The sequence below is a fragment of the Streptomyces sp. HUAS TT7 genome (assembly GCF_051550175.1).
Taxonomy (GTDB): domain Bacteria; phylum Actinomycetota; class Actinomycetes; order Streptomycetales; family Streptomycetaceae; genus Streptomyces.
In genome coordinates, this window is the sequence record NZ_CP196175.1 from 2,564,639 (window position 1) to 2,587,462 (window position 22,824).

Here is a 22,824-nt window from a genome sequence, read left to right on the forward strand (position 1 = left end):
GTCTCTTTCTCTCCCCCACATGATCCTCGTGGCCGCCCTGGAGGTTCCGTGGTACAGGCGTACATCCTCATTCAGACCGAGGTGGGCAAGGCGTCGACAGTCGCCGAGGCCATCGGAAAGCTCGCTGGGGTGATCCAGGCCGAAGACGTGACCGGACCCTACGACGTGATCGTCCGCGCCCAGGCCGAGACGGTCGACGAACTCGGTCGCATGGTGGTCGCCAAGGTCCAGCAGGTGGACGGCATCACAAGAACCCTGACCTGCCCGGTCGTCCATCTGTAGCCCCCGCATACCCTGGGCCGGTGACTCTCTCTCGCCGCCGGCCGCTTCTCGTCCTGTCCGCGGTCGCCGTCCTGGCGGCCGCGGGCTGTTCTTCGTCCGACGCCACCGCGAAGGTGGCGGTTCCCTCGCCACCTGGACAGGAGCGGGCCGCGTGCGAGGCCCTGGACAAACTCCTGCCCGACACCGTGGCCGGGCAGAAGCGGCACGACCCCACCCCGGACTCGCCACTGACGGCCCGCTGGGGGGACGGGGACGCGGAGATCGTACTGCGCTGCGGGATTCCGCGGGGTGACGAGATGAACGACCCCAAGTCCAACGGTGTTCAGGTGAACGGCGTCTGGTGGGTCGTGTTCCCACGCTCCGAGGGCCCCCGGTTCGTCAGCGCCTACCGGGACCCCTACATCGAGCTGCTGACGGGGACCCGGTACGCGCACGACGCGTCCGTGCTCCAGGCGTTCGGCGCCCCCGTCCTCAAGGCCACCAAGAACTCCCTCTAGCGCAGGCCCGTGGAGCGTCGCAGGGCCGCCTGGATCAGCTTGTCGACCAGGTCCGCGTATTCGACGCCGCTCTCCTGCCACATCCGCGGATACATCGAGATCGGCGTGAAGCCCGGCATCGTGTTGATCTCGTTGATGACGAACTCGCCGTTGTCCTGGAGGAAGAAGTCCGCGCGGACCAGGCCCTCGCAGGAGGCGGCCTCGAAGGCCTCGACGGCCAGGCGCTGCACCTCGGCGGTGGCCTCCTCACCGATCGGCGCGGGCACGATGCCGGCCGCCGAGTCGATGTACTTGGCCTCGAAGTCGTAGAACTCGTGGGCCGTCACCGGCGGGATCTCGGCAGGCACGCTCGCCCGCGGCCCGTCCTCGAATTCGAGCACCCCGCACTCGATCTCGCGGCCGCGCAGCAGCGACTCGACGAGGAACTTGGGGTCGTGGCGGCGGGCCTCGGCGATGGCCTCGTCCAGGCCCTCGAAGGAGTCGACCTTGGTGATGCCGAACGAGGAGCCGGCCCGGGACGGCTTGATGAACAGCGGCCAGCCGTGCTCACCGGCGAAGTCCGCGATGCGCTGGCGGGCGCCCTTCTCGTCCTGCTCCCACTCGCGCGGGCGCACCACGAGGTAGGGCCCGACGGGCAGCCCGAAGGAGGTGAAGACGCGCTTCATGTACTCCTTGTCCTGGCCGACGGCGGAGGCGAGGACGCCCGCGCCGACGTACGGGATGCCGGAGAGCTCCAGGAGGCCCTGGAGGGTGCCGTCCTCGCCGTACGGGCCGTGCAGCATCGGGAAGACGACGTCGACCTCGCCCAGGGCCTTGGGCACCATTCCGGGCTCGCTGTAGACGACTTCACGGCTGCCCGGGTCCACGGGCAGGACCACGCCGCCGTCGGGCGACTCGGCGAGCTCGTCGACGCTGGGCGTGCGCCGGTCACTGATCGCCATCCGCTCCGGTTCGTCGGCGGTGAGCGCCCAGCGGCCGTCCGTCGTGATGCCGATGGGCAGCACGTCGTACTTCGTACGGTCGATGGCGCGCAGCACCGCGCCGGCGGTCACGACCGAGATGCCGTGTTCCGAACTGCGGCCGCCGAACACTACGGCCACCCGCGGCTTGCGGAGCTGCTTCTCAGGGCTCTGGGGGAGGTTCTCGCTGCTCATATCGCGTTGAGGGTACCCGTTCGAGGCTCCGCGTCCACGGCCGCGGGCGCCCGGCGCGGTCAGCGCCGCTCGGCCTTGGCGCTGCGGGACATGAGCTCCTTGAGGGCGACGACCGGCGGCTTGCCCTCGTGGACGATGCCGACGACGGTCTCCGTGATGGGCATGTCCACGCCGTGCCGACGGGCCAGATCCAGCACGGATTCGCAGGACTTGACGCCCTCGGCGGTCTGCTTGGTGACCGCGATGGTCTCCTGCAGCGTCATGCCCTTGCCGAGGTTGGTGCCGAAGGTGTGGTTGCGCGAGAGCGGCGAGGAGCAGGTGGCGACCAGGTCGCCGAGGCCCGCGAGGCCGGAGAACGTCAGCGGGTCAGCGCCCATCGCGAGGCCGAGCCGGGTCGTTTCGGCGAGGCCGCGGGTGATGAGCGAGCCCTTGGCGTTGTCGCCGAGCCCCATGCCGTCGGCGATGCCGACGGCGAGCCCGATGACGTTCTTGACGGCGCCGCCGAGTTCGCAGCCCACCACGTCGGTGTTGGTGTACGGGCGGAAGTACGGGGTGTGGCAGGCGGCCTGGAGGCGCTGGGCGACGGCTTCGTCGCGGCAGGCCACGACGGCCGCGGCCGGCATCCGCTTGGCGATCTCCTTGGCCAGGTTGGGCCCCGTGACGACCGCGACGCGGTCCTCGGAGACCTTGGCGACCTCGGCGATGACCTCGCTCATCCGCTTGGCGGTGCCGAGTTCGACGCCCTTCATCAGGGAGACGAGCACGGTGTCGGGGGCCAGCAGGGGCGCCCAGGCGGCGAGGTTGTCGCGGAGCGTCTGCGAGGGGACGGCGAGGACGGTGAAGTCGGCGCCCGCCGCGGCCTCGGCGGGGTCGGTGGTGGCCCGTACGGACGCGGGCAGTTCGATGCCAGGCAGGTAGTCCGGGTTCGTCCGCGTGGAGTTGACCGCTTCGGCGAGTTCGGGGCGGCGGGCCCAGAGGGTCACCTCACAGCCCGCGTCGGCGAGGACCATGGCGAACGCCGTGCCCCACGAACCCGTCCCGAACACTGCTGCCTTGGTGGTGCCGTGTGTCACTTGGTGCCCTCCCCGGCGGCCTTGCGGCGCTGCCGCGCGCGGACTTCGCGCAGATCGTACGGCTTCTCGGGGGCCTTCTCGCCCCTCAACTCCTCAAGCAGCGTGGTGATCGCGGCCATGATGACCTCGGTCACCTCCTTGAGGACCTCGGGCGTCGGCTCCTTGTCGTAGAACCGGTCGAGGTCGACCGGCGGACCGGCCTTCACCTGCAGAGTCTTGCGCGGGAAGAAGTTGACCTTCTTCTCCTTGGCGTACGGAGGCATCGCCAAGTTGGCGCCCCACTGGGCGATCGGGACGACGGGCGCCTTCGTCATCAGGGCGGCCCGTGCGACACCGGTCTTCGCGGTCATCGGCCACTGGCCCGGGTCGCGGGTGAGGGTGCCCTCGGGGTAGAAGGCGACGCATTCGCCGCGCTCGACGGCGTCCACGGCGGCCCGGAAGGCGCCGACGGCGTTGGTCGACTCGCGGTAGACGGGAATCTGGCCCGTGCCGCGCAGCAGGATCCCGACGCCGGGGGCCTTGAAAAGCGCGGCCTTCGCCAGGAATCGGGGCACGCGGCCCGTGTTGTATTGGAAATGCCCGTACGAGAACATGTCCAGATACGAGTTGTGATTGATGGCGGTGATGAATCCGCCGTCGGCCGGAATGTTCTCCATTCCCCGCCAGTCCCGCTTGAACAGAACGACCAGCGGCGGTTTTGCGATGACCGCTGCCAGGCGGTACCAGAAGCCGATTCTGCGGCGGGACACTCGGACACCTTCCTCTGTGGACCCCGGCCAGGCCTCTGCGAGACCGGGGGAACTGACTCTGCGTGGCTGCTGGGGGCAAGTGTCGCCCCAGGCCCCTGGTCTGTCGAGAACACCGTACGCCCCGGCCCGCACGGCGGCCCTCCGGGCGGGTGACAATGAAGCCCGCCGCCGCCCGGCCCGATCGGGGCGGCGCCCGGACGGAGGGGACGCCACGAACACCGCCACAGCTGCCCGCTGGTCCCTCGTCATCCCGCTGAAGCCCTTGGCGCGGGCCAAGAGCAGGCTGGCGGCCGCCGTCGGCGACGAGTTCCGCCCGCGGCTCGCCCTCGCGTTCGCCCTGGACACCGTGGCCGCCGCGCTGGAATGTCCCGCGGTACGCAATGTGGCGGTCGTCACGGACGATCCACTGGCGGGCGCGGAGCTGGCCGCGCTGGGTGCGCGCATCGTGTCCGACTCCCCCGGCGCGGGTCTCAACGCCGCGCTGGCTCACGGGGCGTACCGGATGCGCTCGCGGCACCCGGCGCTCCCGGTGGCCGCCCTCAACGCGGATCTGCCCGCGCTGCGCCCCGCGGAACTGGGCCGGGTCCTCGCCGCGGCCGCCGCATTTCCGCGGGCTTTTCTCGCGGATTCGGCGGGAATCGGGACGACTTTCCTTTCGGCGGTTCCGGGCACGGATTTGAACCCGGTATTCGGCGGTCCTTCACGGGCCGCCCATTCGGCGTCGGGGGCCGCCGAAATCCTGCTCGACGGCGTGGATTCGGTGCGCCGGGACGTCGACACGGGCGCGGACCTGCGGGCCGCGCTGTCGCTGGGCGTGGGCCCGGCCACCGCGGCCCTGCGGGGCGCCCTGGACCCCGTGGACCCCGTACGGGGGCACTAGGCTGGCGGGTATGCAGGCGACCGCGTACACGTACGACTCCGAGACCCGCAGCGGCAGTGTGCTGCTCGACGACGGCACCCCGGTGGACTTCGGGGCCCCGGCCTTCGAGGCGGGCGGGCTGCGGCTGCTGAGGGCCGGCCAGCGGGTCCGCATCGAGACCGAGGGGTCGGGGGCCGACCTGCGCATCACGCTGGTGACGCTGCAGACGTTCTGAGCCCGGAGCGCGCGGGGCGACTTGGCCGAAAACGGCCGCGGGCCGGGTCTCCCCGAGGGGAGCCCGGCCCGGCGCTTGAGCCTCGCCGCTGATGACTACTTCTTGCGAGCGGTCGCCTTCTTGGCGGTGGTCTTGCGCGCCGTGGCCTTCTTCGCGGGGGCCTTCTTCGCGACGGCCTTCTTGGCCGGCGCGGTCTTCTTCGCGGTGGCCTTCTTGGCGGTCGCGGCCTTCTTCGCCGGCGCGGCCTTCTTGGCGGTGGCCGTCGTCTTCTTGGCGGTGGCCTTCTTCGTGGTGGCCTTCTTGGCCGCCGTGGTCTTCGCCGCGGTGGTCTTCTTCACCGCGGTGGTCTTCTTGGCGACCGTCTTCTTGGCGGTGGCCTTCTTGGCCGCGGCCTTCTTGACGGTGCTGCGGGTCGAAGTACCGCCGGAGAGGCTGCCCTTGGGGGCCTTCTTGACGGCCACGTCGTTCTTCGGGAGCTTCTTCGAGCCCGCGACGAGATCCTTGAAGCCCTGGCCCGCGCGGAACCGCGGAACCGAGGTCTTCTTGACCCGTACGCGCTCACCCGTCTGCGGGTTGCGGGCGTACCGGGCCGGGCGGTCGACCTTCTCGAACGAGCCGAAACCGGTGACCGAGACGCGGTCGCCGGCGACGACCGCACGGACGATCGCGTCCAACACCGCGTCCACCGCGTCCGCGGCCTGCTGACGGCCGCCGACCTTGTCGGCAATCGCTTCTACGAGCTGCGCCTTGTTCACGTCTTCCCCTTCGGAGACATTGCCTGAGCGAAAGTGTCCAGGCCTTTTCGCACGTTAGGCAGATATATACCGCAAATCAAACACGAAACGGGCTAATCACCCTAGTGCCGCAACGAAGTCGGCTCTCGCCGAGTTCCTTACGGCTCAGTCGCCTTCGGGGAATCGGCCCTCGTCGAGGTCCTTCATCAACCGCTCCAGACGCGTTGCCGCATCGGCGAGATCGTGTTTGGCCGCCGCTGTTATGACCAGCAGCTTCCGGGACAGCGCCATCCGTACGCCCTCCGGGACTTGCAGTTCGCGCACCCTTGTGTGCGCTTCTTTCAGTTGGTCCGCCACCAGCCCGTAGAGCTTGAGTTGGCTGTCGCGTTCCATGCGTCGATTGTGCCATCTGAGGCGAGTTGTCACCTCCGGCGGGGGCAACTGAGCGAATCCAGCGACTCCTGGACGTCCGTACGGTGCCTCGATCGCGCAAGCGACTATCCGGCCATCTGCCCTGCGTGCAAGGCTAGTTGACGTCACCCCCGGAGCCCAAAACGCGACGCGCCCCCCGCCCGGAAATCAATCCGGAAAACGGGGGGCGCGATGCAGCCGAAGGGGGGTCAATACGCGCTTCAGGCCTGGATCGTGCTCGGCTTGAAGGCGGGTCGGCGGGCCTCGTAGGAGGCGATGTCGGGCTCGTTCTGGAGCGTGATCGAGATGTCGTCCAGGCCGTTCAGGAGCCGCCAGCGGGCGTTCTCGTCGAGTTCGAAGTCGGCGGTGACGCCTTCCGCGCGAACCTGGCGATCCTGCAGGTCAACGGTGATTTCGGCGTCAGGGTCGCGCTCGGTCAGCTCCCACAGCGCGTCCACGACTTTCTGGTCGAGAACGACGGTGAGCAGGCCGTTCTTCAGCGAGTTGCCGCGGAAGATGTCGGCGAAGCGGGACGAGATCACCGCTTTGAAGCCGTAGTTCTGCAGCGCCCACACCGCGTGCTCGCGGGAGGAGCCGGTGCCGAAGTCGGGGCCCGCCACCAAAACCGTGGCGCCCTTGCGCTCGGGCTTGTTCAGGACGAACTCGGAGTCCTTGCGCCAGGCCTCGAACAGCCCGTCCTCGAAGCCGTCGCGGGTGACCTTCTTCAGCCAGTGGGCCGGGATGATCTGGTCGGTGTCGACGTTGGAGCGGCGCAGCGGTACGGCCCGGCCGGTGTGCGTGGTGAAAGCTTCCATGGTTCTCAGGCCTCCACGGGGGTACGGACGTCTGACAGGTCGGCGGGCGAGGCCAGGTGGCCGAGAACCGCCGTTGCGGCGGCGACCTGGGGCGAAACCAGGTGGGTGCGGCCGCCCTTGCCCTGCCTGCCCTCGAAGTTGCGGTTGGAGGTGGACGCGGAGCGCTCGCCGGGGGCCAGCTGGTCCGGGTTCATGCCCAGGCACATCGAGCAGCCCGCGTGCCGCCATTCGGCGCCGGCGGCCGTGAACACCTTGTCCAGGCCCTCGTCCATGGCCTGCAGCGCGACCCGGACCGAGCCCGGGACGACCAGCATTCGTACGCCGTCGGCGACTTTGCGGCCCTCGATGACGGCGGCCGCGTTGCGCAGGTCCTCGATGCGGCCGTTGGTGCACGAACCTACGAAGACGGTGTCGACGTTGATGTCGCGCAGCGGCTGCCCGGCGCTCAACCCCATGTATTCCAGGGCCTTTTCGGCGGCCAGGCGCTCCGAAGCGTCCTCGTACGAAGCCGGGTCGGGGACCTCTCCCGACAGGGGCGCGCCCTGTCCGGGGTTGGTGCCCCAGGTGACGAACGGCGAGAGCTCGTCGGCCTTGATGACGACCTCGGCGTCGAAGACCGCGTCCTCGTCCGTCTTCAGCGTCTTCCAGTACGCGACCGCCGCGTCCCAGTCCTCGCCCTGCGGGGCGTGGACGCGCCCTTCCAGGTAGTCGAACGTGGTCCGGTCGGGGGCGATCATGCCCGCGCGGGCGCCGGCCTCGATCGACATGTTGCAGATGGTCATGCGGGCTTCCATCGACAGCTTCTCGATGGCGGAGCCGCGGTACTCCAGGACGTAGCCCTGGCCGCCGCCGGTGCCGATCTTCGCGATGATGGCGAGGATCAGGTCCTTGGCGGTGACACCGTCGGGCAGTTCGCCGTCCACGGTGATGGCCATCGTCTTGAACGGGGCCAGCGGCAGCGTCTGGGTGGCCAGGACGTGCTCGACCTGGCTGGTGCCGATGCCGAACGCCAGCGCGCCGAAGGCGCCGTGGGTGGAGGTGTGCGAGTCGCCGCAGACCACGGTGGTGCCGGGCTGGGTCAGTCCCAGCTGCGGTCCCACCACGTGGACAACACCCTGCTCGACGTCACCCAGCGGGTGCAGGCGCACACCGAACTCGGCGCAGTTCTTGCGCAGCGTCTCCAGCTGGACCCGCGAGACCGGGTCCGCGATCGGCTTGTCGATGTCGATGGTGGGGGTGTTGTGGTCCTCGGTGGCGATGGTGAGGTCGAGGCGCCGCACCTGGCGACCGTTCTTGCGCAGTCCGTCGAAGGCCTGCGGGCTGGTCACCTCGTGCAGCAGGTGCAGATCGATGAAGAGCAGGTCCGGCTCGCCCTCGGCTCGCCTGACGACATGGTCGTCCCAGACCTTCTCCGCGAGTGTCCTACCCATCGCCTTCCCTCCGGCCGGCGTCGTCGCCGGCACTACTAGAGATCGATTGCCCATGCCCGTACGCACGCCCCGGGCGGGCTGCGCTCCGTTGTACGGATCGCCAGTACAGCTTGACGACTTCCGGAGAAAATTGAACTTGCGTTTCACAGAGTGAGACGCGAATATCGTTGCATGGACAACTCTAGCGGCGTAGGCGTTCTGGACAAGGCTGCCCTTGTCTTGAACGCTCTGGAGTCCGGTCCGGCCACCCTCGCAGGTCTGGTCGCGGCCACTGGGCTCGCACGACCCACGGCACACCGCCTCGCCGTGGCACTGGAACACCACCGGATGGTGGCTCGGGACATGCAGGGCCGCTTCATTCTCGGCCCGCGCCTGGCCGAGCTCGCGGCGGCAGCCGGCGAGGACCGCCTGCTGGCCACGGCCGGCCCGGTCCTGACGCATCTGCGCGACGTCACGGGCGAGAGCGCTCAGCTCTACCGCCGCCAGGGCGACATGCGGATCTGCGTGGCGGCCGCCGAGCGCCTCTCCGGCCTTCGCGACACCGTCCCGGTCGGCTCCACGCTGACCATGAAGGCCGGCTCGTCCGCCCAGATCCTGATGGCCTGGGAGGAGCCGGAGCGCCTGCACCGCGGCCTCCAGGGCGCCCGCTTCACGGCGACGGCCCTTTCCGGGGTACGGCGCAGGGGCTGGGCCCAGTCGATCGGCGAGCGCGAGCCGGGCGTGGCCTCGGTGTCGGCGCCGGTGCGCGGCCCGTCGAACCGGGTGGTGGCGGCCGTCTCGGTCTCCGGTCCGATCGAGCGCCTGACCCGGCACCCGGGCCGGATGCACGCCCAGGCGGTCATCGACGCCGCCGCCCGTCTGTCCGAGGCCCTGCGCCGCAACGGCTGACGTCTTTCCTTCTGCCACATTCCGGCCCACCGCTTCAACGCCGCAGCGGTGGGCCGGAGGTGTGTCCGGGGCCGTTCAACCGGCGGTGCGGGAAGGGTGGTTCGGGTCGGGTGTACCGAACACCCCTGTGCAGTACGGGAGTTGAGCCCGCCGGGATGGGTGCGAGGTGCGTCCGGATCCGTGTCGGGATGCCTGTGCGGGCAAACGAAAAGGCCCTCCGCAAGATGCGAAGGGCCCATTCTCTGTGCGTACCCCCGACCGGATTCGAACCGGCGCTACCGCCTTGAGAGGGCGGCGTGCTAGGCCGCTACACAACGGGGGCCTGCCTGCGTTTTCGGACCTTCGAAGAAGATCCAGGATCTTGAGATGACCCGCTGGGCTACCAGGACTCGAACCTAGAATGACGGTACCAGAAACCGTAGTGTTGCCAATTACACCATAGCCCATGGTGGTTTAGACCAGTACCCCCGACCGGATTCGAACCGGCGCTACCGCCTTGAGAGGGCGGCGTGCTAGGCCGCTACACAACGGGGGCCCTAGCGATCCTGCATCGAGTTCACCGGGTGCGACCCTGGTGATCCCGCGGGAAGGATCTGTACCCCCGACCGGATTCGAACCGGCGCTACCGCCTTGAGAGGGCGGCGTGCTAGGCCGCTACACAACGGGGGCCTTGCAGATAAAGCTCTGCGAGCTGGGCTACCAGGACTCGAACCTAGACTAACGGAACCAGAAACCGTCGTGCTGCCAATTACACCATAGCCCACCAAAACGCAACTCCCATGGGGAGTTTTGCTTGGCTTGCGCTTTCGGTTCGGGGCTTTTCTTCCCGCTCCCCTCGGCGCAGGAAGAACATTACCCGAAGGTGTCCGGCGCTCCAAAACGGGTATCGAGGCGCAGGAGGTCAGGGAGCTGATCGAGTCCTGTGATGCGGATGAGCTCGGGTCGTCCGCCGGTCCCCGAGCGATCCAGCCAGACTCCCCTGAGCCCCGCCTCGTCCGCCCCGCGTGCGTCGATGTCCGGCTGGTCGCCGACATAGACGACTTCCTCCGGCGGCAGTCCGAGCGCCTCGCAGCCGGCGTGGAAGGCGGCCGCCTCCGGCTTGGCGATGCCCAGTTCGGCGGCGCAGAGGAGCGCCTCGAACCGGTCCCGTACGCCGAGGATCCGGAGCTTCCGCTCCTGATTGGGGAGGGAGGAGTTGGACAGGATGGCGTGCCGGTAGCCCTCGGCGAGTACGTCGAGGACGGGCAGGGCGTCGGGGAAGAGGCTCCAGGCGGCTTCGTAGTGCGTGACGTGCCGGTCGTACCAGGCATCGGCTTCCTCGTCGCTCATGGCATCGCCGACGAAGGCCCGCACCCGGTCGCGGCACTGCCCGTGCCAGTCGGTCTCCCCCGCCGCGAACCGCGCCCAGTGGTAGGCCGTCACCTCGGCCCAGTAGTCAAGAGCCCGCTCGACGGATTCGTACGCGTCGGGCAGTCCCTCCAGGCCGAGGTGCGTACGCATGCCGGAACGGGAGGCCGCGGAGTAGTCGAAGATCGTGTCGTCGATGTCCCACAGGACCGCGCGGATGGCCATGCTTCGAGCGTAGGCCCTGCGTCCGGACCACGGACGGCGTTCTGGCATATGCGGCGGGGACGGGCCTCAGGGCACGAGCGCTTCGACCGGAACGACGAAGAAGTCCGTGACGAAGCAGGTGATCGCGCCCGCTTCGTCACGGCCTATCCAGGTCGGGTAGGCGCCGTCGCCCCAGCCCGACGTGAAGGCGATCAGGTTGTGGCCGGTCGCGGGGTCGGTGACGGTGTGCGGGCCCGGCGAGGGCGGGACGGTGTCGAAGGCGTCCCACAGCGGGCCCTCGTCGCCCTCGCAGTCGGGGAAGGAGCCGTCGGACCCGGCGTCGTAGAAGCAGCCTGTGCCCGCGTCGACCCCGTACCCGAAGAACTCCTCCTCATCGAGCTCGGCGAGGTCCTGTCCGGGCTGGAGCGCGAGCTCCCACGAGACGGTCGGGGCCTCTTTTATGACGAGGCGCGCGGCGGCCACCCGCAGGTGCGGGGTGTCCGCCTCCGGCTCTCCCTTGCGCACCAGCGTCGCCACGGCCGCGTCCACCCGGTACCGCCCCGGCTCCACCTGCGCCGTGAACGGCTCGGCCTCGCCGGCCCCGAGCGAGACGAACGGGTCACAGGCGATGACCCGCCCGGTGTGCAGCCACAGCTCCCCACCGGCCACGACACTCAGCGTGCCGCTGGTGCCCGACTCCTCGGTAAAGGTGTTGCCGGGAGTGAAGTGCCAGGAGAAGTCGGGGGCGGGCATGGGCATGGGGGTCTCCCGGTGAGGCGTGGCGGCAGCGGTTCGCAGCGGTTGTTGCACTGCCAGAAACATAACTCGGGGCACTGACAACGGGGTCTGGGGCGGCGACCTCCGCGCCGCCACTCATGTCCCGGAAGCAACTTCCGTGTCTCTAGGGCACGTTGTTAGGCTCTTCGGAGAAGGCCGAACGCACAGGGGTACGAGCTATCGGGGGCGGGATGCGAGGCAATCCGGACCTCAAAGAGCCGGACGACGACGGCCTGACGAAGCTGGCCGGTGACCTCGAAGAGATGCGGCGGCACCTGGACAACCAGGTCCGCCGGATGGACGGGATCGTCGACCGGATCCAGGCCGGCTGGCAGGGCTCGACGGGCTCCGCCTACCGCGCGTTGCACAGAGGTGCCGCCAAGGACGCCGTACGCATCCGCGAAACGCTCCGGGTCGTGCAGGAAGCGGTCCTCATGAGCCGGGATGGCTTCACAGAGCGGGAGCTGGATGTCCTCGCGGCCATGCGCAACGTCCAGTCGCACGTCGACGTGGAGCACGAGGCCGACGCCCTCCAGGCGCCGCCGGCCACGCGCAGCAGCCTCGACGACTTGTAGAGCCTTACCCCGGGGGGGGGACCGAAGACCATGCCCGACGACCACATAGCCGTCGACTTCGCGGCTCTGCGCCGTCTGGCCGGCGAACTTGAGGACATTCTCAAGCAGCTCAACGTGAATCTGGGCACGCTGTACGACCGCACCGAGAAGGTCGTCCTCACCTGGCACGGCGAGGCCCGCGAGGCGTTCATCGACGAACTCGACCGCTGGGACCGGGACATGAGGGACCTCCAGGCCCGCCAGGCCTGGCTGCACGAGGTGGTGACCACGGGCCACGCGAACTACGCGGCAGCCCACCGAGCCGTACTGCGGGGCTGGGGCGCGCTCTGATGTCCACTCCTTCCCCCTCCCCATCGGGTTCCGCTTCCCCCTCGCCCTCTCCCTCCCCTTCAACCACTCCCTTGCCCGCCCCCACCAGCGGAGGAACGGCTCACCCCAACGGCTCGGGGCCGACCCCCTCGCCCTCCCCGGGTTCGCTCAAGGACCCGCAGGGCAACGACATCTCCCGCGACGACACGGCGTCGGCACGCCGACGACGGAACGAGGAGGTGGCGGCCCTCAAGCCGCCCGCTCCACCGGATCCGGGCAGCGGTTTCGACGTCAGTCCGCCGCACCTCTACTACACGTCCTACATCCTGCGGAACCAGCAGTACGACTTCTCCGACGGCGCCGTACGGCTCTTGGCCGCGCTGGACACCCACGCCCACGCGGGCGGTCGCGGCAGCGGCCCCGAGGCCTTCGCGGCGGCCTATGCGAAGGTCGCGAAACGCTTCATGGAGGTGTGGGCCAAAGCGGTCGTCGGAGTCGGCGGCGCGGCGGTCGGGCTGACGGTCACCGCCAACAACTACGTACGAGCCGAGTACCTGTCCGACCCCAAACAGGCACCGGCACTCCGACTCAAGCCGGAACCCGACGTGATCCAGACCGCGGCCTCCTACTGGCCCGCCGCCGAACTCGGGTGGGGCCACGGCTCCGGGGACGCGTTCGGCGACCGCATCATCAGCGATGTGCTGGAAGTCGCGGGCTCGTTCGGGGAATCCGTCCTGCTGCCCGCCCTGAGGGACGTACTGCGGCACGGCAAAGTCGCGGACATCACGCCCGGTGGCGACGATCTCGTACTCCCGGAGATCGCGGCGGCATGGACGGCCGCCGCCAAGGACGCCAAGGCGGCCGGCGACGGTTTCGACGGCGCCATCGCCTACATCACCAACCCCGCGTCCGGCCACAGCGAGTGGCAGAACGCCATGAAACAGTTCTGCATCAGCATCTGGGGGACGACGGCCTGGGGCCAGGACCGGGTGGGCCAGAAATGGAACCACTCCGGGGGCCAGAAGCCCGCGCTGGGGGTCCTGGAAGACACCGCGCGCTCACTGGCCGACGCGTGTACTCATTTCGGGACGGCGGTGGCGAAGGTGCGCTCGGAGATCACCGACGTCTATCGCGAGTCCGCCTACAAGACTCTGAAGGTCAAGGACTTCGGGGACGTGCTCGAAACACTGCTGGGCGGCGCGTTCGAGCTCGCTGTCGAATTCATCAACAACCTGGACACGGGGCGGCTGGACTCGGCGGTCGACACGTACAACGGGACGGTCAAGACGCTGGCGGACGCGCTGCCGAAGCTCATGGATCCGCTGGACGAGGCCTATGTCAGCATTCCCGCCTACGCTGCTGAGGAGGCACGAGCCGAAGCCGTCGGTGCCAGATCGCTGAACGATTTCAGTGAAAATTCTGACTACACCGTGCCCGGCGAGCACAAGGACAACCACTTCTATCCGATCGACCTCGCGAACCAAGAGGGAATTCACAACAGCCATGTGATCGACAAGCACATAGGGCAAACAGATGACCAGCTCCTGCAGCGGCTGCGGGATCAGCCGTCCATTAGAGCGGCTTCTACTTTCACGGATCTTGCCACAGCCCAAAGGACGACTCAGGACGCCCTGGACTGCATAGGCCCGGACGCGAACAATCCAGCGAACGCCGGAAAGTCGAATGTGGGCGTCAACAATCCCCAGAAGATAGAGAACTGGCTGTCCCGGCCTCGCAACGACGGGTCGATTCTCAGCCTGGATCCGGTGGAATTCGACCGTGCGGCCGGCAGGTCAATACCATCGGGATCCACAACAGCCGTCGACGTCCATGCCGTGAAAGTGGTTCTGAAATACAAGAACGGCATCGATCCGCCATTCGTCGTCTACACTTCCATGCCGACGCAGCCGTAGAAACCGGAAGGGTATGCAGATGACAGCCGATCTCCCCCCCTACATCTCGACCCGTGCGGCTTCCGGCGAGTACTTCATTCAGGTGTCTCGCCGCAACGCTCCGGACTGGCGGCGTGACGTCACTGATGCCATCCGGAATCCGCAAGGAGTCGGCATCGACCCGACTGGAATGTTTGAAGGCATGTCCGTCGAACGCCTTCAGGAAAGTCTCGCTCCTGTAACGCGCCGCGGCGCCGAAGACCTCCTGAAGCTGATCGTGGCAGGGTCATTGTTCGACGGGCCGGATACACGGCTCATCGAATCGGACCACATGCTGAGCCGATCAATTCAAGAGGTTTTGGACCCCTTCGGACCAGGGGCCGAATATTTCACCAACCACGGCCACGCCGAAGACGGTGCCGATGCGCAGTTCCTTGTTTCCGCGTTCCACTACAATTCCATGGCCGTGACTCTGTACGACATCTGCCTCATCGCCGTTAGTTCGGATCTGATCCTTGTCGCCTGGAGATTCGAGGATGCCTGATCAGAGGCTCGTGCGGCGGAGGCGCCGATGACCATGAACAGCACGGAGAACAGCATGCCGACGCGGAACCGCGCCGCCACCTACCCCGACCGCGAGACCGCTCAATGGGCGACCCAGCAGGTCGTGACGCGCAATGAGCAGGTCATTCATCGGTGGCTCGCGCAGTCGACGCGGGCTCGGCTCACTATTGAGGCGGCTTGGCCCTCGCGGGACGAGCCCGTCGGGCGGGTGTTGATCCAGGGGATGATGCTGGCCGGGCGGGGCGCGGTCGAGGTGCGGGCGGCGCGGGTGGTGCTGCGGCGCAGCGAGTCGAGTCCGCACGGATTCACCGTGCACGCCACCTTCCCGATCTACCTCTGAGGCCGCCCGATGTCCCTGAAGCCCCTGCAACACGACGCGCGTTACGGCGAGTTGGACCAAGTCATGCGGGCCTACCTCGGGCAGGCCGCAGATGACACCCCCGAACAGCGCAGCACCGCCCTCGACGCGTACGTCCGGCACACCTGGCACACCCGGCCCTGGGCGCTGGCCGTCGCCGAGAGTCAGTTGCGGGAGTACGCCCGGCACCCTCCAGGGCGGCTGCGGCAGCGGCTCGGCGAGTTCTATCCGGTTCCGGACGTGGGACTCGGCGATGCCGAGATCCAGGGCTGGCTCACCGTCCTCGCCGACCACCTCAGGCGCAGCATCGAGGAAGGGGAAGCGCCACGTCCTTCCACTCCCGTGACCCACTGGGAGTGGCATGCCCGCTTCCCCGAGCTCAGGCAACTGCTCGGTGGCTGGTTCTCCCAGGACATGCCGGACGAGTTCGACGATCACGATGCCGCGATCGAGGACTATCGCCGGACGACGGACCTCTCGCTCATTGCCAAGGTTGTCGGGGAACTGCACGAGCTGGTCACCCTTGACCTCGACGAGTCCGAATACGCCCTCGCCGTCGCCGAGTTGGGCATGGAGGTCGACCCGCCCTCCCCGTACTCCCCCGGCGCCTGGCTCGCTCTGCTCGCCCAGCGGTTGGGATAGGAACGCCCGAGGGGCGGCAGCCTGTCGGCTGCCGCCCCTCATTCACGTATCGCCTACGACTACGCCGCCAGCTTCGCCAGTGCCGCGTCGATCCGGTTCAGCGTCTTCTCCTTGCCCAGGATCTCCAGGGACTCGAAGAGGGGGAGACCCACCGTGCGGCCCGTTACGGCTACGCGGACCGGGGCCTGGGCCTTGCCCAGCTTCAGGCCGTGCTCCTCGCCGGCTGCCAGGACCGCGTTCTTGAGGGACTCGGGGGACGTCCAGTCCGCCGAATCCAGCTTCTCGCGGGCCGTGCGCAGCAGCGCGTCCGAGCCCTCCTTCATCGCCTTCGCCCAGGACGCCTCGTCCTCGACGGGCTCGGCGCGGAAGAGGAAGTCCACGTTCGCCGTGATGTCCGAGAGGACAGTTACGCGGGTCTGCGCGTGGGGGGCGATGGCCTCCCACGCCGCACGGTCGAAGTCCTCGGGGGCCCAGTTGGCGTGCGGGGCCGTCAGCCACGGCTCGCAGGCCGCGGCGAACGCCTGCTCGTCCAGCATGCGGATGTGGTCCGCGTTGATGGACTCGGCCTTCTTCAGGTCGAAGCGGGCCGGGTTCGCGTTCACGTCCGCGATGTCGAACTTCGCCACCATGTCTTCGATCGAGAAGACGTCCTGGTCTGCCGAGAAGGACCAGCCGAGCAACGACAAGTAGTTGAGGAGGCCTTCCGGGAGGAAGCCTCGTTCCCGGTAGATGTTCAGGGACGCCTGCGGGTCTCGCTTCGAGAGCTTCTTGTTGCCCTCGCCCATCACGTACGGCAGGTGGCCGAAGGACGGGATCTCCTTGGCCACGCCCAGCTCGATCAGCGCCTTGTACAGGGCGATCTGGCGCGGGGTCGAGGACAGCAGGTCCTCGCCGCGCAGGACGTGGGTGATCTCCATCAGGGCGTCGTCGACCGGGTTCACCAGCGTGTACAGCGGCGCCCCGTTCGCGCGGACGATGCCGTAGTCCGGCACGTTGTCCGGGGTGAAGGTCAGCTCGCCGCGGACCAGGTCCGTGAAGGTGATCGGCTCGTCGGGCATGCGGAAGCGGACGATCGCGGAGCGGCCCTCCGTCTTGTACGCCTCGACCTGCTCGGCGCTCAGCTCGCGGCAGTGGCCGTCGTAGCCGGACGGCTTGCCTGCCGCGCGGGCGGCGTCGCGGCGGGCGTCCAGCTCCTCCGTGGTGCAGTAGCAGTGGTACGCCTTGCCGACGGCGAGCAGCCTCTCGGCGACGTCCTTGTAGAGGTCCATCCGCTGCGACTGGCGGTACGGCTCGTGCGGGCCGCCCACCTGCGGGCCCTCGTCCCAGTCGAAGCCCAGCCAGCGCAGGGAGTCCAGGAGCTGGTTGTAGGAGTCCTCGCTGTCGCGGGCCGCGTCGGTGTCCTCGATGCGGAAGACGAACGTGCCGCCGTGGTGCCGGGCGAACGCCCAGTTGAACAGGGCGGTGCGGACCAGGCCCACGTGGGGGTTGCCGGTCGGGGAGGGACAGAAACGGACGCGCACAGAAGCGTCCGGGGTCGCGTTAGCCACGCTTGATCACCCTGTTGGTGAGAGTGCCGATGCCTTCGATGGTGACGGCGACTTCGTCGCCGACGTTGAGGGGGCCGACCCCGGCCGGAGTGCCGGTGAGGATGACGTCGCCCGGGAGCAGCGTCATGGCCTCGGTGATGTGGACGACCAGGTCCTCAATGGAGCGGATCATGTCCGCCGTGCGGCCGAGCTGGCGCTGTTCACCGTTGACCGTGGCCTGGATGGTGAGATCCGTGGGGTCGAGGTCGGTCTCCACCCAGGGGCCCAGCGGGCACGAGGTGTCGAAGCCCTTGGCGCGGGCCCACTGCTTCTCGCGCTGCTGGGCGTCGCGGGCGGTCACGTCGTTGGCACAGGTGTAGCCGAAGATGACGTCCTTGACGCGCTCGCGCGGGACCTCGCGGCACATGCGGCCGATGACGACGGCGAGCTCGGCCTCGTGGTGCAGCTCGTTGGAGAAGGAGGGGTACTCGATGTTGTCGCCGGGCCCGATCACCGAGGTGGTCGGCTTGAAGAAGGCGACCGGCACCTCCGGGACCTCGTTGCCGAGCTCCTTCGCGTGCTCCGCGTAGTTGCGGCCGATGGCCACGACCTTGTTGGGGAGCACGGGCGGCAGGAGGCGGACCTTGCTCAGCGGCACCTTGGTGCCGCTGAGTTCGAAGTCGCCGTACGGGATGCCCTTGATGATGTCGAGTACGAGACCGTCGGGGCCTTCGCCCTCGACGGCTCCGAAGGCGACATTGCCGTCGATGGAGAACCTGGCGATGCGCACGAGTGCTGTCGCCCCTCACTTCGCTTAACTGGTACTGGCTGGAGTCTGACGCTCCAGGCTAACCGGGCAGGGGCACCGGCCGTACGCATTACTCCGTGGCGCCACCGGCGGCGGAGCGTCTCGCCGGGGGCCGGGCCGAGTCGGCGGGGAGGGGCGCCGAGGGCGCCGGGATCAGACGGCGGCGGCCTCGGCGGCGGCCTGGGCGGGGGCCTTCATCAGAATGGTGCGGCGCGGGTTGGCCGTCTGGGTGGGCAGCTCGACGGTGTGCTCCGGCTGGGCCGGCCGCTGGAGCTCCTCGGCGTCCGCGAGGTGCGCGAGGGTGGTGCGGCGCGGGTTGGCTATGTTCCGGATGATCATCGTCGTCTTCATCTCTGCTACGAACCCTGTCGGTACGGGCGCCGCGGGGGCGCCGGTTGTCGGATTGGCCATCCCTGTAAAGCGTCAGGCTAAACATTCGAATTCCCGGCAAAGGGTCGTAGAGACGACGATCAACATGTGAGTTTGCTCACGAATCAAGCCGCAAAAGGGATATAAGGGTCCATCAATTGACCATCCAGGAACGGACATTCCGGCATTGAACCCTTCATTCCGCTCCTGATCATCGCGACTGGGACACCCCCCACCCCTAAGCGACTCGTACGCATTAGTCCGGTTTCTCCGTGATCACTTTCTACATTTCGTGACGCGATACTCACAATGTGTCACTCAGGTCACGGCCCGGTACGCGGGCCTTGTTGGAGATCCGGCACTGTGCTGGAATTCCACGCACCGCCGCGGGTCACTAGACCGGCGCGCAGGGGCGCAACGCAGCGCCGGGTGTGCGGCGGGAGGGGGAGCAGGACAAGCGCCGGTCACTCAGACCACACAGGGGGCGCGCAGTGCCCCCCATGACGCCGACACCGTCCCATCCGTTTTTACGGAGGGACGCCTGGTCCAGAGGTTGCGACGCTAGTGCAGGGACGTTTCAAGAGGGATGGCAGCGCTGCGGCGGAGCAGGAGCCGCAGGGCGGGACTGGCCCCAAGACGGCCAGTTCCTCGCCCCAGCACGCCCAGAACCCCCGGGGCCCCGAAAACCCCTCCGCCTCGCCGGCCGGCGAGGCGGGCGGACAGACGGCGCGCACCAGCGGGCCCTCGGGTCCCTCCGGCGGCGACCAGAACGGCGCCGAACGGAAGCCGACGGGGCCCGTGGACACGGGCTCTCGAATAGCCCTGCGCAACTGGCGCATCTCGACCCGACTGGTCGCCCTGCTCGCCCTCCCCGTGGTCGCCGCGACCACCCTGGGCGGGCTGCGCATCAACCAGTCGATGAACGACATGCAGCAGCTCGACCACATGCAGCTGCTCACCGACATGACCAAGCAGGCGACCGAGCTCGCCGCCGCGCTCCAGACCGAGCGCGACGACTCGGCGGGCCCGCTCTCCACCGGAACCTCCGACGCCCGCGTCCAGACCGACCGCGGGGCCACCGACCTGGTCAGGAAGTCGTTCATCCAGGCGACGCAGGACGTCAGCGGCACGGAGAACGACGAGGCGCTGGAGTCGATCCGCCGTAACGTCACCAACATCGCGATCCAGCTCCAGGACCTGGAGAGCATCCGCAAGACCGCGTACAAGGGCGACCGCGCGAGCACCGCCCACTCCCAGACGGTCGAGTCCTACAGCCGTCTCATCCGCGGTCTGCTCAGCCTCTCCCAGGACATGGCGCAGGCCACCTCCAACCCGGAGATGATCAAGCGGACCCGTGCGCTCGCGGCCTTCTCCTCCGCCAAGGAGTACGCCTCGGTCCAGCGCGCGATCATCGCCGCGGCGCTGCCGGCCACCAAGAGCGACTCCGGCAACCTCCTGGAGCCCGACCGCCTCTACGCCAAGGCCGCCCAGGACGGCGAGCGCCAGGCTCTCGCCTCGTTCCAGAACGTGTACGAGGCCAACGGCGGCAACTCCACCGAGCTGATGGCCCCGCTCGACAAGGGCAACTCGGAGATCACCGCCGCCAACGCGTACTCGCAGCGCGTGCTGAAGAACCCGGGCGGTATCAACCAGGAGCAGAAGCGCTCGTACCTCGACTGGTACGACCAGGACTCCAACAAGATCAACCAGATGAAGACCATCGAGCAGACCCTGCTCGGTGAGATGGAGCAGAAGGCCCGCGAGCTGCGCGACACCTCGCAGCGCGACGCGATCCTCAACGGTGTGCTGATCCTCGTCGTCCTCGGCGTCTCACTGGTCGGCGCGTTCGTCGTGGCCCGCTCCATGATCCGCTCGCTGCGGCGGCTGCAGGACACCGCGACCCGAGTCGCCCAGGACCGTCTGCCCGAGCTCGTCAAGCAGCTCTCGGAGTCGGACCCGCAGGACGTCGACACCTCCGTGGAGTCGGTCGGCGTGCACTCCCGGGACGAGATCGGCCAGGTGGCCGCGGCCTTCGACGACGTGCACCGCGAGGCCGTACGACTCGCCGCCGAGCAGGCCCTTCTGCGGGGCAACGTCAACGCGATGTTCACCAACCTCTCGCGCCGCTCCCAGGGTCTGATCCAGCGTCAGCTCTCACTCATCTCCGAGCTGGAGTCCCGCGAGGCCGACCCGGACCAGCTGTCCTCGCTGTTCAAGCTGGACCACCTCGCGACCCGTATGCGCCGTAACGGCGAAAACCTCCTCGTCCTCGCCGGTGAGGAGCCCGGCCGCCGCTGGACCCGCCCGGTCCCGCTGGTCGACGTGCTCCGCGCCGCCGCCTCCGAGGTGGAGCAGTACGAGCGCATCGAACTGGCCGCCGTGCCCGCGACCGAGGTCGCCGGACGCGTGGTCAACGACCTCGTGCACCTGCTCGCCGAGCTCCTGGAGAACGCGACCTCGTTCTCCTCGCCGCAGACCAAGGTCCGCGTCACCGGTCACGCGCTGCCCGACGGCCGCGTCCTGGTCGAGATCCACGACACCGGCATCGGCCTCTCCCCCGAGGACCTCGCCGCGATCAACGAGCGGCTGGCGTCGCCGCCCACCGTGGACGTCTCGGTCTCGCGCCGCATGGGTCTGTTCGTGGTCGGCCGCCTGTCCCTGCGACACGGCATCCGCATCCAGCTGCGCCCGTCCGACTCCGGCGGTACGACCGCGCTCGTCATGCTGCCCGTCGATGTCGCCCAGGGCGGCAAGAAGGTGCCCGGCAAGCCGGGTGCCGGTCAGCCGCAGGCTCCGGCCGGCCAGGGTGGCCGTCCCGGTCTCGCGGGCGGTCCGCCCTCGCGTGCCGGGCTCGCGGCAGGACCGCTCAGCGGCGGCCCGGGTGCTCCCGGCGGCCGGCTCGCCGCGGGCGCCCCGCGCGGCCAGGTCACCGGCGGTCCGGGGCCGCGCGCCGCGCTGCCGCCTCGCAACGGCGGCCCGCAGCAGGGCCAGCCCCAGCAGCAGGGCCAGCAGTCCGCGTTCGGCAGCGGCCCGGCTTCCCCGGCCGCCCCGCGCCGCGGCGACCGTCCGATCACCCCGCCGCCCGGCGCGCCGCGCGCCGAGCTGCCCGGCGGCAACCCGCAGGGGCAGCAGCCGGCCCGGCCGCAGGCCGCGAGCTGGGGCACCGACCAGTCCTCCGCCCTGGACGCGCCGCGCGGCCACGAGGAGCCGGAGCAGCACACCGGCCAGTACCCGCGTCCCGCCGCCGACGACCGCCAGGGCCCCGGCGCGACCGCCGAGTTCGCCCGCCCCGACTTCGACGGCCCCCCGCCGGGCACCCAGCAGGACCAGAACTCGGGCACCGGCCAGTTCGTACGCCCCGACGTGTTCGGCGCGCCGACCGCGCAGGACCCGTCGGCGACCGGGCAGTTCGAGCGACCGGGCTCCTACAACGGGTACGGCGACCAGTCGTCCAGCACCGGCTCGTTCGCGCGTCCGGACCAGGATCCGTCCAACACCGGCCAGGACACCGGCTCGTACCAGCGCCCCGTGGCCGACGACCGGCAGAACCCGGCGGCGACCTCCGAGTTCGCCCGCCCGGACTTCAACGCGCCGCGTCCCCCCGCGCCGCAGCCGGTCCAGCCGCAGCAGTACCAGCAGGCGCCCCAGCAGGGCCAGGACTTCGGTCAGGGCGCTCCGCGTCAGCGCCGGGACGGCAACGAGTTCGGCGGCCCGCGCCAGCCGGCCGGCAGCCTGCCCGCGCAGCCGCAGCACGAGGCCCTGCCGCCGGCCGGTGCCGGTGACGGGCGGACCCCGCTGTTCGACACGCTGGAGACCAACTGGTTCCAGCAGCAGGGCCAGCAGAGCGGCCAGCCGCAGCAGCCCGCGCCGCAGGCGCCCCAGGCTCCGCAGCCGCAGGCCCCGCAGGGCCGGAGCGCCGCTCCGCAGCGGCCGGCCCCCGAGCGCCGCCCGGTCCGCGAGAGCGGCAGCGGGAACGGCAGCGGGAACAGCGGCGCCAACGGCTCGGAGGCCTCCAACGGCTCCGGCGCCTGGCGCAGTTCGCCCAACGACGACCTGGTCCGCCAGGCCGAGCGGGCCCGCAAGCCCGCCGCCGGCGGTGTGACCACGTCCGGTCTTCCCAAGCGGGTCCCGCGCGCCAACCTGGTGCCGGGCACCGCACAGCAGCAGAACCACCAGGCAGGACCCCAGGTCTCCCGGGCGCCCGACGACGTGCGCGGCCGGCTGACCAATCTCCGCCGGGGCATCCAGCAGGGCCGGCAGGCCGGCAACGGCTCCACCGGCAGCTTCCACGTGGACCCCACTCACCAGCAGGAGCGTTAGTTGAGT

24 protein-coding genes and 5 tRNA genes are annotated in these 22,824 nt (G+C 69.2%); 12 read left to right on the forward strand and 17 right to left on the reverse strand.

From position 1 onward, the window contains the following. Positions 1 to 48: 48 nt before the first annotated feature. On the forward strand, positions 49 to 282 hold the full coding sequence (locus ACSHXC_RS11320; RefSeq protein WP_053727902.1) for an Lrp/AsnC family transcriptional regulator: 234 nt from the start codon (positions 49 to 51) through the stop codon (positions 280 to 282). 20 nt (positions 283 to 302) lie between these two features. After that, complete coding sequence (locus ACSHXC_RS11325; protein ID WP_438291458.1) at positions 303 to 779, forward strand: DUF3515 family protein; 477 nt, start codon at positions 303 to 305, stop codon at positions 777 to 779. On the opposite strand, the gene ACSHXC_RS11330 is transcribed toward ACSHXC_RS11325, so the two are convergent. Genes ACSHXC_RS11330 through ACSHXC_RS11340 form a run of 3 tightly spaced genes read right to left on the reverse strand, consistent with a single transcriptional unit; the run spans position 776 to position 3,755 of the window. Continuing rightward, the gene (locus ACSHXC_RS11330; protein WP_344378467.1) at positions 776 to 1,933 is read right to left on the reverse strand and encodes a D-alanine--D-alanine ligase family protein; all 1,158 of its coding nucleotides are present in this window, start codon (positions 1,931 to 1,933) and stop codon (positions 776 to 778) included. The genes ACSHXC_RS11325 and ACSHXC_RS11330 overlap by 4 nt on opposite strands. A 59-nt stretch (positions 1,934 to 1,992) precedes the next feature. Continuing rightward, positions 1,993 to 3,006, reverse strand: coding sequence for an NAD(P)H-dependent glycerol-3-phosphate dehydrogenase (locus ACSHXC_RS11335; protein WP_438291459.1), 1,014 nt, complete (start codon positions 3,004 to 3,006; stop codon positions 1,993 to 1,995). Next, a complete protein-coding gene (locus ACSHXC_RS11340) occupies positions 3,003 to 3,755 on the reverse strand; it encodes a lysophospholipid acyltransferase family protein (RefSeq protein WP_438291460.1) in 753 nt (250 codons plus the stop codon). Before ACSHXC_RS11340 ends, ACSHXC_RS11335 begins: the two co-directional genes overlap by 4 nt. Positions 3,756 to 4,002: 247 nt before the next feature. On the opposite strand from ACSHXC_RS11340, the gene cofC reads away from it, so the two are divergent. After that, positions 4,003 to 4,635, forward strand: a complete 633-nt coding sequence (gene cofC, locus ACSHXC_RS11345) for a 2-phospho-L-lactate guanylyltransferase (RefSeq protein ID WP_438296530.1) — start codon at positions 4,003 to 4,005, stop codon at positions 4,633 to 4,635. Positions 4,636 to 4,645: 10 nt separating this feature from the next. Continuing rightward, positions 4,646 to 4,849, forward strand: coding sequence for a hypothetical protein (locus ACSHXC_RS11350; RefSeq protein ID WP_438291461.1), 204 nt, complete (start codon positions 4,646 to 4,648; stop codon positions 4,847 to 4,849). A 95-nt stretch (positions 4,850 to 4,944) separates the two neighbouring features. Here the strand turns inward: ACSHXC_RS11350 and ACSHXC_RS11355 are convergent, their stop codons facing one another. From ACSHXC_RS11355 to leuC, 4 genes are all read right to left on the reverse strand, one after another. Beyond that, positions 4,945 to 5,604, reverse strand: a complete 660-nt coding sequence (locus ACSHXC_RS11355; RefSeq protein ID WP_344378463.1) for an HU family DNA-binding protein — start codon at positions 5,602 to 5,604, stop codon at positions 4,945 to 4,947. Positions 5,605 to 5,748: 144 nt separating this feature from the next. Further along, the gene (locus tag ACSHXC_RS11360; protein ID WP_053727896.1) at positions 5,749 to 5,976 is read right to left on the reverse strand and encodes a hypothetical protein; all 228 of its coding nucleotides are present in this window, start codon (positions 5,974 to 5,976) and stop codon (positions 5,749 to 5,751) included. A 239-nt stretch (positions 5,977 to 6,215) separates the two neighbouring features. Beyond that, a complete protein-coding gene (leuD, locus tag ACSHXC_RS11365; RefSeq protein WP_438291462.1) occupies positions 6,216 to 6,809 on the reverse strand; it encodes a 3-isopropylmalate dehydratase small subunit in 594 nt (197 codons plus the stop codon). Positions 6,810 to 6,814: 5 nt separating this feature from the next. Further along, positions 6,815 to 8,239: a 3-isopropylmalate dehydratase large subunit gene (gene leuC, locus ACSHXC_RS11370; protein WP_438291463.1), complete on the reverse strand. Its 1,425-nt coding sequence runs from the start codon at positions 8,237 to 8,239 to the stop codon at positions 6,815 to 6,817. A 171-nt stretch (positions 8,240 to 8,410) separates the two neighbouring features. Between leuC and ndgR the strand changes: the two genes are divergently transcribed. Beyond that, a complete protein-coding gene (gene ndgR, locus ACSHXC_RS11375; protein WP_438291464.1) occupies positions 8,411 to 9,127 on the forward strand; it encodes an IclR family transcriptional regulator NdgR in 717 nt (238 codons plus the stop codon). Between the two features lie 249 nt (positions 9,128 to 9,376). Here ndgR and ACSHXC_RS11380 read toward each other — a convergent pair. The 7 genes from ACSHXC_RS11380 to ACSHXC_RS11410 form a co-directional block, all read right to left on the reverse strand. Further along, a tRNA-Glu gene (locus ACSHXC_RS11380) sits at positions 9,377 to 9,449 on the reverse strand. Positions 9,450 to 9,501: 52 nt separating this feature from the next. Further along, positions 9,502 to 9,573, reverse strand: a tRNA-Gln gene (locus ACSHXC_RS11385). 16 nt (positions 9,574 to 9,589) lie between these two features. After that, positions 9,590 to 9,662: transfer RNA gene (locus tag ACSHXC_RS11390), tRNA-Glu, on the reverse strand. A 61-nt stretch (positions 9,663 to 9,723) separates the two neighbouring features. Beyond that, a tRNA-Glu gene (locus ACSHXC_RS11395) sits at positions 9,724 to 9,796 on the reverse strand. Positions 9,797 to 9,818: 22 nt separating this feature from the next. Continuing rightward, positions 9,819 to 9,890, reverse strand: a tRNA-Gln gene (locus ACSHXC_RS11400). Between the two features lie 89 nt (positions 9,891 to 9,979). Next, complete coding sequence (locus ACSHXC_RS11405; protein ID WP_438291466.1) at positions 9,980 to 10,699, reverse strand: HAD family hydrolase; 720 nt, start codon at positions 10,697 to 10,699, stop codon at positions 9,980 to 9,982. Between the two features lie 66 nt (positions 10,700 to 10,765). Then, complete coding sequence (locus ACSHXC_RS11410; RefSeq protein ID WP_438291468.1) at positions 10,766 to 11,437, reverse strand: DUF4241 domain-containing protein; 672 nt, start codon at positions 11,435 to 11,437, stop codon at positions 10,766 to 10,768. Positions 11,438 to 11,646: 209 nt separating this feature from the next. Between ACSHXC_RS11410 and ACSHXC_RS11415 the strand changes: the two genes are divergently transcribed. The 6 genes from ACSHXC_RS11415 to ACSHXC_RS11440 all read left to right on the forward strand — a co-directional run bounded on the left by ACSHXC_RS11415 (position 11,647) and on the right by ACSHXC_RS11440 (position 15,795). Then, on the forward strand, positions 11,647 to 12,030 hold the full coding sequence (locus tag ACSHXC_RS11415; RefSeq protein WP_438291469.1) for a WXG100 family type VII secretion target: 384 nt from the start codon (positions 11,647 to 11,649) through the stop codon (positions 12,028 to 12,030). 30 nt (positions 12,031 to 12,060) lie between these two features. Continuing rightward, positions 12,061 to 12,360, forward strand: coding sequence for a WXG100 family type VII secretion target (locus ACSHXC_RS11420; protein ID WP_438291470.1), 300 nt, complete (start codon positions 12,061 to 12,063; stop codon positions 12,358 to 12,360). Between the two features lie 218 nt (positions 12,361 to 12,578). Continuing rightward, positions 12,579 to 14,252, forward strand: a complete 1,674-nt coding sequence (locus tag ACSHXC_RS11425; RefSeq protein WP_438291471.1) for an RNase A-like domain-containing protein — start codon at positions 12,579 to 12,581, stop codon at positions 14,250 to 14,252. A 19-nt stretch (positions 14,253 to 14,271) separates the two neighbouring features. Next, positions 14,272 to 14,775 (forward strand): hypothetical protein, encoded by a 504-nt coding sequence (locus ACSHXC_RS11430; RefSeq protein ID WP_438291472.1) that lies wholly within the window; start codon positions 14,272 to 14,274, stop codon positions 14,773 to 14,775. Positions 14,776 to 14,829: 54 nt separating this feature from the next. After that, positions 14,830 to 15,135 carry an RNase A-like domain-containing protein gene (locus ACSHXC_RS11435; RefSeq protein WP_438296531.1) on the forward strand — a complete coding sequence of 102 codons (306 nt, stop codon included), beginning with the start codon at positions 14,830 to 14,832 and terminating at the stop codon, positions 15,133 to 15,135. 9 nt (positions 15,136 to 15,144) lie between these two features. Next, on the forward strand, positions 15,145 to 15,795 hold the full coding sequence (locus tag ACSHXC_RS11440; RefSeq protein WP_438291473.1) for a contact-dependent growth inhibition system immunity protein: 651 nt from the start codon (positions 15,145 to 15,147) through the stop codon (positions 15,793 to 15,795). 59 nt (positions 15,796 to 15,854) lie between these two features. Here ACSHXC_RS11440 and gltX read toward each other — a convergent pair whose 3' ends face one another. The 3 genes from gltX to ACSHXC_RS11455 all read right to left on the reverse strand — a co-directional run bounded on the left by gltX (position 15,855) and on the right by ACSHXC_RS11455 (position 18,480). Further along, positions 15,855 to 17,342: a glutamate--tRNA ligase gene (gene gltX, locus ACSHXC_RS11445; protein WP_438291474.1), complete on the reverse strand. Its 1,488-nt coding sequence runs from the start codon at positions 17,340 to 17,342 to the stop codon at positions 15,855 to 15,857. After that, on the reverse strand, positions 17,335 to 18,111 hold the full coding sequence (locus ACSHXC_RS11450) for a fumarylacetoacetate hydrolase family protein (protein ID WP_438291475.1): 777 nt from the start codon (positions 18,109 to 18,111) through the stop codon (positions 17,335 to 17,337). Before ACSHXC_RS11450 ends, gltX begins: the two co-directional genes overlap by 8 nt. Positions 18,112 to 18,282: 171 nt before the next feature. Beyond that, positions 18,283 to 18,480, reverse strand: coding sequence for a hypothetical protein (locus tag ACSHXC_RS11455; RefSeq protein WP_438296533.1), 198 nt, complete (start codon positions 18,478 to 18,480; stop codon positions 18,283 to 18,285). A 582-nt stretch (positions 18,481 to 19,062) separates the two neighbouring features. On the opposite strand from ACSHXC_RS11455, the gene ACSHXC_RS11460 reads away from it, so the two are divergent. Next, positions 19,063 to 22,818, forward strand: a complete 3,756-nt coding sequence (locus ACSHXC_RS11460; protein ID WP_438291476.1) for a nitrate- and nitrite sensing domain-containing protein — start codon at positions 19,063 to 19,065, stop codon at positions 22,816 to 22,818. Positions 22,819 to 22,824 lie beyond the last annotated feature (6 nt).

Coding starts and splice junctions, on each gene's coding strand:
- ACSHXC_RS11420 (WP_438291470.1), top strand. CDS start 12,061: ATGCCCGACGACCACATAGCCGTCGACTTCGCGGCTCTGCGCCGTCTG.
- ACSHXC_RS11410 (WP_438291468.1), bottom strand. CDS start 11,437: ATGCCCATGCCCGCCCCCGACTTCTCCTGGCACTTCACTCCCGGCAAC.
- ACSHXC_RS11430 (WP_438291472.1), top strand. CDS start 14,272: ATGACAGCCGATCTCCCCCCCTACATCTCGACCCGTGCGGCTTCCGGC.
- ACSHXC_RS11405 (WP_438291466.1), bottom strand. CDS start 10,699: ATGGCCATCCGCGCGGTCCTGTGGGACATCGACGACACGATCTTCGAC.
- ACSHXC_RS11330 (WP_344378467.1), bottom strand. CDS start 1,933: ATGAGCAGCGAGAACCTCCCCCAGAGCCCTGAGAAGCAGCTCCGCAAG.
- ndgR (WP_438291464.1), top strand. CDS start 8,411: ATGGACAACTCTAGCGGCGTAGGCGTTCTGGACAAGGCTGCCCTTGTC.
- ACSHXC_RS11360 (WP_053727896.1), bottom strand. CDS start 5,976: ATGGAACGCGACAGCCAACTCAAGCTCTACGGGCTGGTGGCGGACCAA.
- ACSHXC_RS11455 (WP_438296533.1), bottom strand. CDS start 18,480: ATGAAGACGACGATGATCATCCGGAACATAGCCAACCCGCGCCGCACC.
- ACSHXC_RS11440 (WP_438291473.1), top strand. CDS start 15,145: ATGTCCCTGAAGCCCCTGCAACACGACGCGCGTTACGGCGAGTTGGAC.
- leuC (WP_438291463.1), bottom strand. CDS start 8,239: ATGGGTAGGACACTCGCGGAGAAGGTCTGGGACGACCATGTCGTCAGG.
- leuD (WP_438291462.1), bottom strand. CDS start 6,809: ATGGAAGCTTTCACCACGCACACCGGCCGGGCCGTACCGCTGCGCCGC.
- ACSHXC_RS11415 (WP_438291469.1), top strand. CDS start 11,647: ATGCGAGGCAATCCGGACCTCAAAGAGCCGGACGACGACGGCCTGACG.
- ACSHXC_RS11435 (WP_438296531.1), top strand. CDS start 14,830: ATGCCGACGCGGAACCGCGCCGCCACCTACCCCGACCGCGAGACCGCT.
- ACSHXC_RS11350 (WP_438291461.1), top strand. CDS start 4,646: ATGCAGGCGACCGCGTACACGTACGACTCCGAGACCCGCAGCGGCAGT.